At 43.3% G+C, this 12568-nt stretch carries 7 protein-coding genes; 5 read left to right on the top strand and 2 right to left on the bottom strand.

The window, feature by feature from the left end; translation table 11 throughout:
• The first annotated feature begins 44 nt into the window (after positions 1 to 44).
• Positions 45 to 2114, top strand: coding sequence for a methyl-accepting chemotaxis protein (locus T359_RS0102855; RefSeq protein ID WP_026516169.1), 2070 nt, complete (start codon positions 45 to 47; stop codon positions 2112 to 2114).
• Between the two features lie 65 nt (positions 2115 to 2179).
• Here T359_RS0102855 and glgD read toward each other — a convergent pair whose 3' ends face one another.
• The gene (gene glgD / locus T359_RS0102850) at positions 2180 to 3298 is read right to left on the bottom strand and encodes a glucose-1-phosphate adenylyltransferase subunit GlgD (protein WP_026516168.1); all 1119 of its coding nucleotides are present in this window, start codon (positions 3296 to 3298) and stop codon (positions 2180 to 2182) included.
• The gene (locus T359_RS0102845; RefSeq protein WP_026516167.1) at positions 3298 to 4440 is read right to left on the bottom strand and encodes a glucose-1-phosphate adenylyltransferase; all 1143 of its coding nucleotides are present in this window, start codon (positions 4438 to 4440) and stop codon (positions 3298 to 3300) included. The genes glgD and T359_RS0102845 overlap by 1 nt, the downstream gene beginning before the upstream one ends.
• 269 nt (positions 4441 to 4709) lie before the next feature.
• On the opposite strand from T359_RS0102845, the gene T359_RS0102840 reads away from it, so the two are divergent.
• From T359_RS0102840 to T359_RS0102825, 4 genes are all read left to right on the top strand, one after another.
• A complete protein-coding gene (locus T359_RS0102840; protein ID WP_026516166.1) occupies positions 4710 to 5936 on the top strand; it encodes an EAL and HDOD domain-containing protein in 1227 nt (408 codons plus the stop codon).
• A 123-nt stretch (positions 5937 to 6059) separates the two neighbouring features.
• The gene (locus T359_RS21245; protein WP_197027047.1) at positions 6060 to 9785 is read left to right on the top strand and encodes an EAL domain-containing protein; all 3726 of its coding nucleotides are present in this window, start codon (positions 6060 to 6062) and stop codon (positions 9783 to 9785) included.
• Between the two features lie 4 nt (positions 9786 to 9789).
• Positions 9790 to 10557: a response regulator gene (locus T359_RS21240; protein ID WP_051544874.1), complete on the top strand. Its 768-nt coding sequence runs from the start codon at positions 9790 to 9792 to the stop codon at positions 10555 to 10557.
• Positions 10558 to 10563: 6 nt separating this feature from the next.
• On the top strand, positions 10564 to 12546 hold the full coding sequence (locus T359_RS0102825) for an EAL domain-containing protein (protein ID WP_026516165.1): 1983 nt from the start codon (positions 10564 to 10566) through the stop codon (positions 12544 to 12546).
• Positions 12547 to 12568: the final 22 nt, after the last annotated feature.

Here is a 12568-nt window from a genome sequence, read left to right as displayed (position 1 = left end):
ATTTCCAAATAAGTCACAAATTATCAGAATAAGGAGCAATGATTATGAAGAAAATGAGCATTAGGGCAAAGATGTTATTGTGTATTCTTCCGGTTGTGGCGATTGCAATGATCCTTCTGACCTATATTGCCAGTAACGAGCTATCGAATCAGATTCAGGTGCAATCCACGGAAGCAATGAATGCAACCACGATTGCAGCAGCTAAAGAGATGAACGGAAATCTTAATCTGATCAAGAATTCTGCTGTCAATATAGCAGCAATGGTATCCACTTCCTATAAGCTTGGGGATACACAAAGCTTTGGAACCACAATTTCGAAGATCATAAATGAAAATGATTCAATGCTTGGATCTGGCCTGTGGTTTGAGCCTAATGTTTTTGACGCGAATGAGAAATATATAGGTCCATACTGGTACAAGGAAGGCTCACAGATAGTAGAGACCTGGGATTACAGTAATGCAGAATATGATTACCTTAGCCAGGAATACTATACTAATGCAAAAGCTTTGCCGGAAGGACAGGCGATCATAACCAATCCATATTATGATCCTACTTCGGGAAAGGTCATGTCCAGCTGCTCCGCTCCAATCTATGACAATGGAGCATATGTTGGATGTGTTACTGTTGATATGGAGCTGACTGACATCGCTAATATGGTTAAGGCCATCCAGTTTGGTGAGACCGGAAGAGCTATGCTGGTAGATTCAGTAGGAACATATATTTCCTGCGATAATGATGACTATGTCATGAATGGCGTAAATATCTCTGCGGATGAAAATGCCGAGCTTGCAGCTCTTGCTGAGATGATCGTTTCCAAGAGTGATGAAGACCCTCAGATGGCTGCCTTTATGGAGAACGGAACCAGAATAATCATTGACTTTGTAAATATTCCTGAAGTTAACTGGAAACTTATTACCAGAAAGAGCATAACAGAGCTGGAAGCACCTGTTACCAGTGCAAGAAATAAACTTATCGTTATCTGCCTAATTGCCCTTGCTATAGGCGCAGCAGTTATCTGGACATATGTTATGAGTATTGCCAGAAACATCAACGATGTTAAGAAGTTTGCCGGCGTACTTGCAAGCGGAGACTTCACAGCAGAGAAGATTAAGAGTAAGAGCGGTGATGAGCTTGGACAGATGAGTGAATCACTTAACAATATGTTTGAGAACAACAAAGATGTTATCAGCAAGATTTCCGATGGATCTGTTCAGGTATCTGAAACCTCCACAGGCCTTGCAAACATGGCTAATGAGCTTTCAAGTCAGTTCTCCAGCATCCAGGGAAATATCTCCGGTGTTAATGATGCCATGATGTCTTCCGGTGCTGCAACAGAGCAGGTTAATGCATCAGTTGAGGAAGTTAACGCATCCGTACATCAGCTGGCTGCTGAAACTGAGAAGACCAGCGCCGATGCTGCAGATATTAAGGCAAGAGCAAAAGAGATCGAGAAGGAATCAAGACAGGCTCATGATTATGCGATTTCAATCGCAACCCAGAGAGAAGCAGATCTTATTGAGGCCAACGAGAAGGCTAAGATCGTTGATCAGATCGGAACACTGGCAGATACAATTGCTGAGATCGCAGACCAGATCAACCTGCTTTCACTTAATGCTAGTATTGAGGCTGCAAGAGCAGGAGATGCAGGTAAGGGCTTTGCTGTAGTTGCTTCTGAGATCAACAAGCTGGCCAGCAGCACATCCGAAGCTGTAGAACAGATCAGAGATACCATCGATGGTGTACAGGGAGCTTTCGGAACTCTTTCAAGTTCCTCCGGAGAACTTCTTGGATTCATCAAAGATACAGTTACTCCTGACTATGACAAGTTCGTAAATCTTGCAAAGCAGTACGGTGATGATGCCGGATCCTTCGGCGATTCTTCAGAGAACATCGCTTCAATGGTTGAGAATATCAGAGCATCCATGGAAGAGGTTTCCAAGGCTATACAGAACATCGCAGAGTCCACACAGGATACTGCAGATCTTTCAAGCCGTGTAACCGATTCCGTAATGGCTGCGGCAGATGTTGTAGAGAACGTTAACGATATGTCCTCCAAGCAGGAAGCTATCGCAGGAACTCTTGAAGAGATCGTTGGTAAGTTCAAACTTAAATAATTGCAGGATATTCAAAGGGGCCTGTGCATTTGCACAGCCCCTTTATTATGTCCGATATATCTGTATTAAAGTGTGTCCATACGACGGATGTACTGAGGTGAATCAGATTCGCCGCGGATGTTCTTGGCGTGGATGATCTTGGCCCACTTATCAACTACGGCATTTTCTACACGGATGCCTTCCTCCACCTGGGCGTAAGCCATGATGATGGAATTCTTTATAACTGCGCCCTTCTTGATGGTAACGCCACGGCCTATGATGGAATTCTCAATGGTTCCTTCAATGACGCAACCGTTGGAAACAAAGGAATTGGTGACCTTGGAAGTATCAAGATACTTGGTAGGGCAGGAGTCTGTGGTCCTTGTATAGATGGGCCATTCTGCTCTGAACAGGTCACTGGCGATATTGTAATCAAGAAGCTCCAGTGAAGCATTGTAATAGTCGTTAAGACTTGTAAGTGCTGCGAAATATCCTCTGTGCTGATAGCCTCGGATATCAAGATCCTTGCACTTGATGTTAACGATATCTGCCAGAGTGTAGATGGAAGACTCCCAGGCTGCTGCCTTAATGAGGTTAACAAATACATTCTTGCTCATGCAGTAGGTGTCCATAAATACATTCTTTTCCTTGGCTGTTCCAAGGTTTTTCTCAAGGGAATCTACACCCTTTTGCTTATTCATGTTGATGGTATTGCAGCCTCTGAAGTATTCTCTTGCGTTATCAACCTTGTGGTACAGAAGTGTTACATCAGCGCCGGATTCGATGTGTGAATCCAGGAGCTGTCTGTAGTCCTGCTTGTAAACCATGTAGCTGGGTGCGATGATAACATAATCCTGATGCATTCTCTGAATGATATCAATGTTCTCGAGGAATGCGGAAATATCAGTGTTATAAATCGAGCGGGAAGAGCTGTTCTCTGAGAAAAGAAGCTGTATCTTACCGCGCTTGGAGTTGATGTTGTAATGTCTTCCGGATCCTACGTGCTCAGCGATGGATCTGGGACGGGAACGGACATAAACCTGAATACGGTTGATGTCACTGTTACTCATGTTGGAGATAGGGAAGTCGATAACCCTGAATCTTCCAAGAAATGAGAAAGAACCGATGGGACGATAATCGTGAAGTCCCTCTACATGTATGCTGTTGTCAGCGGAGGATACAATACCGAATGCTTTAGGTGCCATTACTTGTTACCTCCTTTCACATTTTTTGCCACAAGCAGGATATTTTCGCTGCCTCGCTGTCCGACTTTGGCCTTTTTGCCGATCTTAACATTCTCTGCTACAAGCGCTCTTGTAACGGTTGCCCCTTCTTCAACTACAACGCCGGGCATAAGCACGGAATCAATAACCTTGGCGCCGGGACCAACCACAGCACCGGTGAAAAGAACGGAATTGGTGACCTGGCCTTCAACCCGGACACCCTGGGTAATATATGCATGCTTAACCTTGGCATCTTTTCCGATGTACTGAGGAAGAGTGGAGACATCCTCGGTATAGATAAGCCATGAAGAGTCATTGAGATTGAGCTCGTTCTTGGGATCGAGAAGGTCCATATTGGCTTCCCAAAGAGAATCGATGGTTCCTACATCCTTCCAGTAGCCGCTGAACTCATAGGCAAAAAGCTTCTGATTCTCGTTCAGCATTCTCGGAATGATATCCTTACCGAAATCGTGATCGGAATCGGCTTTCTTCATATCATCAACAAGCATCTTGCGAAGATTCTTCCAGCTGAAGATATAGATACCCATGGATGCGAGATTGCTCTTGGGCTTGGCGGGCTTTTCTTCGAACTCAACGATCCTGCCGTGGCCGTCGGTGTTCATGATTCCGAAGCGGCTGGCTTCCTTCATGGGAACACCACGAACAGCGATGGTGGCATCAGCACCCATCTTTTTGTGGTAGGCAAGCATTTTGTCGTAATTCATTTTGTAGATGTGATCTCCCGAAAGAATAAGAAGATACTCGGGATTGTACGTATCGATAAAATCGATATTCTGAGAAATTGCATCAGCGGTTCCGCGATAGACATCCAGCCCCTCATCGGCCTTTTCGCGGGGAGTGAGAACATACACACCACTGTCCTTGGAGTCGAGACCCCAACGTCCGTCCTGAGCTACATAACTGTTAAGAAGAACGGATTCATACTGAGTAAGAACACCGACAACGTCGATGCCGCTGTTAGCACAGTTACTAAGCGGGAAATCGATTATACGATATTTTCCTCCATAGAAAACTGCGGGCTTGGCTACTTTTGTAGTCAGGTCTTTTAACCTGCTTCCACGACCGCCGGCCAAAATCATGGCTAACATTTCAACTTGAGCCATATTAAGTTTCCCCCTGTGTCACTTTTTGAAAAGAACTCTTGTAAAAATGATTCTATACTTTATGATACCACATATTTAGCGGTTTGGCGCTTGTTTATGGCTATTTTTTACTACAATTTGTGGTGCTCCTTAATAAGGTGAAAAATATTGTCGGAAAAGCGATAGGAATTAGCGGAATTTAATAAAAATATAATATAATTACCCGTTTAATTTTGTTAAAATAGACTTAAGTGGGAGTATGTCTTTATGCACGTGAAAGGAGACTTTTTATGCTAGCTACACTTATTCCTTTGTTTGACGACGATATGTCAGTATGCGCATATTCTGTTTTTGCGCGCAAGGAAAACCACTTTCTGAATCCAAGTTATGAAGGCGGCGCCAGATATGACGGCGCAGGAACTGTCCATGAGCTGGAGGTTGTAAGCAGCATGGGCGTTGCCACTTTGTCAGGAGGAAAAGAAGTCTTCGTTCCCATAAATCAGTTCTCCATTTTTGCAGAGATCTCACTTCAGTGCACAGTGCCGGCCAGCAAGGTTGTTCTTCTTATGGATAACAGCATTACTCCCGAGGAAACATATGTTAAGAGAGTAAGGGAGCTCAAAGAGCAGGGATATAAGCTGGCTATCAGAAAGCTTCCTATCGCAAGTTTTGATGCATATCAGAATATCTTAAACAAATGCGATTACATATTCCTGGATCATGTAAAACTGGATGTAAATAAAGCAAGAAAGTACTTTGGCAGAGTTTATCCGTCAATTAAGCTCTGTGCCGTAAATGTAGACACTCAGGAAGATTATCAGAAACTTAAGGAGGACGGAGGATATGACCTTTATGAGGGCAGCTTTTTCAGAATGCCCGTTAAATCCTCTGAGACGGAAGTAAATCCCTTAAAGGTTAACTATATTGAACTTTTGAATGTCGTAAATGCACCTGACTTTGATCTTACGGATGCGGCTGATGTTATCGGAAAGGACCCGGCTCTTGTTATCTCACTTCTTGAGATGGTAAACAGAATGGCTCTTAATTCCGAGATCACCTCTATCCGTCATGCCGCTGCTATGCTGGGACAGCGTGAATTAAAACGCTGGATCAACACAGCTGTAACAAAAGAGCTTTGCGCTGATAAGCCTAGTGAGATCACAAGGCTTGTAATGATAAGAGCGAAATTTGCCGAGAATCTGGCTGAGAGCTATGAGCTTGCTATGATGGCACAGGAACTGTTCATTATGGGACTGTTCTCTGCGCTGGATATCATGCTGGAAAAAACCATGGAAGAAGCACTGAAAATGGTGCAGGTATCAAAGAATGTCAAGGAAGCTCTCCTTGAGGGAAAGGGCGAGTTTGCACCTGTCCTGAATTTCATCAAGAGATATGAGGATGCAGACTGGACTGAGGTATCAAGACTCATGGTCATGGGCAATATGGATATGGATAAGGTTTATGATGCTTATCTGAATGCTCTTAAGTGGTATCGTGATTTGATTCCTCAGGGATGAGTGGCAGTATGCTCTGCCTGAGCTTAAGGTGTTTTTATGGACATTGCTGCGAACTTTGGAAGCTTAACCTTTAATCTTGCTGCGGTAATAATCAGTGTTACTTGCATTTTCTATATGGTCCTGATGAAAAACAGAATGAGGGGTAAGAACAAGCTGTTTCTTGCGCTCCTCATTATTGTTGCAGTTGATGCGATCACAGGTATTATTGGTGAGCCCTTAACAACAGCCTCACTTCCCTTTGCTACAAAGTTTATTCTATTTCATTTATGTCAGTTCATATATTTCTTTACACACTTTGCCATTGCAGCCATTTTTGCTCTGTATATCCTTCTGGTGTGTAATGTCGGCTACAGATTTTCCAAGAGAATTAGGGCATATATCGCGGCTCCTTTTGTTTTCATGGAGATCATGGTGGCAACCAATCCCATTTTCCATATGGTCTACAGTGTAAGCAAGGATTTTGTGTTTCACAGAGAATACGGCGTTTATATTGCCTATGCCGTAAGTGCATTCTATGTCCTTTTTGCGATTGTGTCTCTTTTTATCTATTGGAAAAATCTCAATCATCTTAACAGAATAGCAGTGATCTACTTTTTCGTGGTAGTCATCGTAGGAACCGTGATACAGATGGTAAAGTTCGAGATAAGATGCGAGCTTATGTGCGAAGCCATCGGCCTTATGGGACTTATGATCATGCTTGAAGATGATGATGAAAAGATGGACTATGCCACCAAGGCATATAACCGTAATGCCTATATTCTGGATGTTTCAAGTTACTTTAAATACGGCAGGAGCTTTACCACTATTGCCGTTCATATCACCAATGCGGATATTTACAGGAAGATATCAGGCTATGAAGTGTTTGAAAGTCTTTTGGGCGTAGTGGTATCTTTTCTTTCGAATATTCATCCCACAGCAGATGTTTACAGAGTAGGACTTAACTGCTTCTTTGTGGTATTTCAGGCTATTGATAAGGAAAAAGCTGACAGTTTCTCCGGAAAGATACTGAACAGATTCAATGATGAATGGGTACACGGAGTTAACAGCATCAAACTCAAAGCCCTTGTTCTTCAGGCCAGGACCCCTGAGGAATTCGGGTCCATTGAGCAGCTGTTTCTTTTGTCGGACACTGTCTTTGAAAATGAGGCTGACAGAGTGCTTTCTGGGCAGGATCTGGATTTCCTGTTAAGAAGATCTGAGGTTGAAAAGGCCGTAAGAAGAGGAATTCAGAACGACGGATTCAGAGTGTACTACAAGCCTATTTATACCAAGACTGAGCTCAGTATCTGCGGCGCGGAGGCAAAGCTTCAGTTTGTTGACAAGGAGCTGGGAGAGATATCTCCCGAAGAATTTATGCCCATTGCGGAGCAGACCGGCATGATCGAAAAACTGGGATGGTTTGCCCTGGAAGAAGTGTTGTATTTCCTTGGAGGCGGTATTGCTGAGGAAATGGGCCTTGAGTTTATAAGTCTTGGACTGTCTTCAGCCCAGGTGATTCAGTCTGATTTTATTGTGAGGGTCAGAACCCTCCTTAGCAGGTTCGGTGTAAGACCCTCACAGATTGTCTTTGAAGTGACGGAATCAGCGGCATCTGCGGATCAGAATGTGCTCGGAATCGTAATGTCAGAGCTGGCCTGGGACGGTGTGCGTTTTTTCATGGATGAGTACGGCAACGGCTTTTTCAGCATGCAAAGTGCTACTCAGCTGATGTTTGAAGGCGTAAAGATGGATGCTGCACTTTTGGATGTGTCCAATAAGCATTTGCAGGGCAGGATCATTCTGGAGAACAGGCTCAAGATGATGAATCAGATGGGCAAGAAGGTCATACTTCAGAATGTGGACAGTCCTGAACTTCTTGAGATTTCCGATTCGGTGAAGGTGGACTATCTGACAGGTGAGTACTTCTCACATCAGGTCAGCAAAAATGAGTTTATCGCGATCCTCAGAGCTACAGAGCTTGCCCGCATGGAGGAAAGAAGGGCCAAGGCGGCCAATGAGGCCAAAAGTAATTTCCTTGCCAATATGTCCCACGAGATCAGAACGCCTATCAATGCGGTTCTGGGTATGAATGAAGTAATCCTTCGAGAATGCAAGGATGAAAAAATTCTGGAATATGCCCAGAATATCGAAGGCGCCGGCAAGACACTTTTATCCCTTATAAATGATATCCTTGACTTCTCCAAGATTGAGGCGGGAAGCATGGAAATCACAGAAGCTGAATATGACTTCAGCTCAGTTCTCAATGATGTCTATAACATGGTCAGAATAAAAGCTGAGCAGAAGGTGCTGAAGCTGGTATTCAATGTTGATGAGAATCTGCCAAACACCCTTTTTGGTGACGAGATGAGACTTAGGCAGATAATAGTCAATATTCTTAATAATGCAATTAAATATACTCAGGAAGGAACCGTAACACTGACGGTAACTGCAGATGAGGGATTTGATGACCAGATCCAGCTCAGAATGGATGTGACGGATACCGGAATAGGAATCAAACCTGAGGATCTGGATAATCTTTTTGACAAGTTCAAAAGACTTGATATGGAAAAGAATAAGACCATTGAGGGAAGCGGACTGGGCCTGGCCATAACCAGCAGTCTGCTGGAACTCATGGGGGGCTCCATAACGGTTAAAAGTGAATATGGCAAGGGCTCCACTTTCATGATGATGCTTCCTCAGAAAGTGATAGGAGATTCTAAGGTCGGTGATTTCAGAAAGAGGCTCAGCGAGGCTTCCAAGGAGAAAAAGAAGTATAAGGAAAGCTTCACTGCTCCCGATGCTAAAGTGCTTGTGGTTGATGATACACCTATGAACCATGTGGTAATAAGGGAACTTCTAAAGCCCACAAACCTGCAGATATCCACTGCCAGAAGCGGCGCGGAGTGTCTGGAGAAGCAGCATAAAAAGAAATACGATCTTATTTTCCTGGACTACAGAATGCCTGAGATGGACGGCATAGAGACTCTGGAAGCCATGAAGAAGGATCTGGAGAGCCCCAATATCGATACTCCGGTGGTTGTATTAACTGCCAACGCCATTACAGGGGCAAAAGAAAACTTCATGAAAGAGGGCTTTGACGACTATCTTAGTAAGCCCATAGAAAGCGATAAGCTGGAGGAATGTTTAAGAAAGTTCCTTCCCGAAGAAAAGGTCATAATATCCAAGGACGACATAAGTGGTGAAAAGGGCGATGAAGCCGAGAACACTTCTGAATCCGGAGCTGAAGAAAATCAGACATATGCTGAGTGGATGGATAAGCTGGAAGAGATCAATCCTGCAGAGGGACTTAGGAACTGCGGCACTCTGGACAGCTACATCAGTATCCTGAAGGTATACTATGAATCCTCCGAGATGGCACAGCGCAATATTGAGACCACCTATGAAGAACAGAACTGGAAGGATTACACAAGCTATGTTCATTCATTGAAGAGTACCAGCAGAACTATAGGAGCCATGAAGCTTTCAGCCCTGGCAAAAAAGATGGAGGATGCAGGAAATGCTCTGGATATTGAAACCATCGAGATGCATCAGAATGAACTATTGAATCTGTTCTCCATCGTAAAATATTCACTTTCGGAAATTCCTGAGATAGCGGGAAGCAAGGAAGAAGAGGAGGACGACAAGCCGCCGATTTTGGATTCGCAGCTTAAGGATGCCTACAACACCATAATAGAAGTAAGTAAGAGTCTTGACTACGACACATTGCAATTCGTTTTGGACTCGATCAAGGTATACAAGCTTCCGCCGGATGATGCAAAGGCGGTCTCACAGATAAGCGAGCTTTCTTATAAACTTGCCTGGGAGCAGATACAGAGTGTAGCACAGGATAGACTGAGCAGTCAGGAGTAATGCTATGAAAAAAAGGATATTGCTTGTAAGAAATGATGAAACGTTTTTGGTAAACGCCATAAAAAATGCACTTCTGAGCAATAAATTCGAAGTGGTGGATTCTTCTTATGCCCTATCGGATCTGGCAGTAAAAAAGAATGCTGTGGATCTGATCATTCTTTATACAGATCAGGATTTCGAAGAGCATAAAGACGCCATGGTTTATTTCAAAGACCTGTGCATGGAAGAAAATATGATCATGCTCATCATAGGAGATAAGCCGGCCTTTGATCTGGTCCATAAGTTCATCCCAAAAGAGGATATTGCCTTTGAAGTAACCAGACCCCTTGATATGGCGGATCTGATCAATAAGGTTGCAACAGCCACCGATGAAGAATTTGAGCTTGCACGAAGAAAGAGCATTCTGATAGTGGATGATGATCCTACATATATTCAGATGATAAGAGAATGGCTCAAGGAGACCTACAGGGTTGGAATGGCAAACTCCGGAACCCAGGCTGTGGCATGGCTTGCCACAAACAAGGCAGATCTTATTCTTCTTGACTATGACATGCCGGTTCTGGACGGTCCCAAAGTTATGGAGATGCTTAAGAGTGAATCTTTTTCCAGCTCGACTCCGGTGATGTTTCTTACGGGAAAAAATGACAGAGACAGCGTGACCAACGTTATTTCCCTGAAGCCTGCGGACTATCTTTTAAAGACCATAAGTAAGGATAAGCTTCTTCAGACCCTCGACACCTTCTTTAAGAAAAAAATGAATGAACGGAAGTAAAATTCTATGATGGATACCAGTGGATTCAGCAGCATGACCTTCGAGATTGCTGCGGCAATTATGAGCATAACGTGCATATTCTATACGCTTCTTATGCGTAGCAAAAAGAGGGCCAGGAGCAACCTTTTTGTTACGCTTTTGGTGCTTACATTAATTGATTCCTTTACCGGTATCATTTCCTATGGGGTTATGACCTCTGACCTTTCCTTCAGCGTTAAATACTATATCATTTACGCCTGCAAACTGATTTATTTCATCACCCATTATGCATTTATAGCGCTCCTGCTCTTTTATATTGTTCTGGTTTGCGGCATTATGTACAAGCTGAAGACTATGCATAAGTTAGTTATAGTTCTTCCTATCGTTGCGCTGGAAATACTGTTATTCCTTAATCCCTTCATCAGTTTTATGTTTGCCCATGAAGGAAACCTCATATTTTTCAGAAGACCGGGGATTTATGTGGCTTATTTTGTGGCCGGGATATATGTGCTCATCAGTATTTGTCTGCTTTTGAAATATTGGAAGAACATCGGCAACGTAAAAAGAGTTGCCATGAGCTATTTTTCCCTGATCGCCATTGGGGGAACAATAATTCAGATGTTATTTCCTGCTATTGGCTGTGAGCTTTTAGCAGAAGCAATAGGCCTTATGGGCATTATGATCATGATAGAGAAGGATGATGACAGAATTGATGTGGGAAGCGGCACCTATAACAGGAATGCCTTTCTCTATGACCTTAATAATCTTTTGAGCCTGAAGCGTGATTTTGTTGCAATCTGCGTGCGTATAAGCAATGCGGATACCTACAGAAAGATCGTTGGTTTTGATAATTTCCAAAAGATAATCTACGCCATCGGAAGTTTTCTGACGGGGCTTGATGACAGATATAATGTCTACAGGGCAGAAGATTCATGTTTTTACATTCTTTGCCCGGATATCACTGACGATTATCTTGAAAACATGGTTTTAGTAATTGATAAGAGATTCAGAGAGGGCTTTGATGTGGGCGAAGGCGCCAATGTTATCAAGGCAAGGATTCTTGCGGCTAAAACACCGGGGCAGTTCAACAGTGTTGATGATATCTTCCTTCTGGCAGAGGCGGATGTTGAGAGCGGGGAAAAGAGTGTTTTCCTGGGAGAAGATCTGGATTTCATCGTAAGAAAGATAGAGGTTGAAAAGGCCATCGGACGTGGAATCACCGAGAAGAACTTCAAGGTGGTCTATCAGCCTATGTATAATTTTAAAAGCGGAAAGATCATTGCTGCGGAAGCCCTTCTGACTCTTACGGATTCTGTGCTTGGGCCCATAAAACCTGAAGAGTTCATGAGCGTTGCCGATAAATCCGGATTTATTGAGGAACTGGAGGTCAGAATGATAGAGGCTGTCTTCAGATTCCTGGGGACCGGCGTGGACAGATCGGACATGAGAATCGAATATGTTCTTATTCATTTTATGTCTATCAAGACCTTAAAAAGATCAGTGGCGGATTCTATCAGGGATTACCTGGAGCGCTTCAAGATAGATCCTTCCCTTATAGCTTTTGAGATCAGTGAGCATGATGCCTATATGGGAATCGATTCGCTGGAATATATCATGGATGTATTTAAGAAACTGGGAATACGTTTTTATTTAGGTAACTACACATCAGGCTACATGGATTACAGAGCCGGTTATAACAAAGGTTTTGACGGAATGATCATCAACGTTCGAAATATTCTGGATGGAACCAGCTACGAGAACGGCAAGATCCTGATAAATACTAGAGTAAATTTGCTGGGACAGCTTAAGAAAAAGGTCATCATTTCAAGGATAGACTCAAAGGAACATTATGATATAGTAAAAGACCTTTCCGCTGATAGCATAAGCGGCAGTTATATTACGCCTTCAATGACTAAAAATGAGCTTCAATTGAGGTTCTGGCATGGGGAGAAAATAGAGTTTACTGAGGACGGAGTTAAGCACTATGAGGAGGACGAAAATAACCTTTGATTATTAATTCATTTTGAAGTAT

It is taken from the genome of Butyrivibrio sp. MC2021 (assembly GCF_000621605.1).
Lineage (GTDB): Bacteria > Bacillota > Clostridia > Lachnospirales > Lachnospiraceae > Butyrivibrio.
The sequence above is the reverse complement of the archived record's forward strand: the minus strand, read 5'-3'. Positions and strand labels throughout refer to the sequence as shown.

Coding starts and splice junctions, on each gene's coding strand:
- T359_RS0102845 (WP_026516167.1), bottom strand. CDS start 4,440: ATGGCTCAAGTTGAAATGTTAGCCATGATTTTGGCCGGCGGTCGTGGA.
- T359_RS0102825 (WP_026516165.1), top strand. CDS start 10,564: ATGATGGATACCAGTGGATTCAGCAGCATGACCTTCGAGATTGCTGCG.
- T359_RS21245 (WP_197027047.1), top strand. CDS start 6,060: ATGAAAAACAGAATGAGGGGTAAGAACAAGCTGTTTCTTGCGCTCCTC.
- T359_RS0102855 (WP_026516169.1), top strand. CDS start 45: ATGAAGAAAATGAGCATTAGGGCAAAGATGTTATTGTGTATTCTTCCG.
- T359_RS21240 (WP_051544874.1), top strand. CDS start 9,790: ATGAAAAAAAGGATATTGCTTGTAAGAAATGATGAAACGTTTTTGGTA.
- glgD (WP_026516168.1), bottom strand. CDS start 3,298: ATGGCACCTAAAGCATTCGGTATTGTATCCTCCGCTGACAACAGCATA.
- T359_RS0102840 (WP_026516166.1), top strand. CDS start 4,710: ATGCTAGCTACACTTATTCCTTTGTTTGACGACGATATGTCAGTATGC.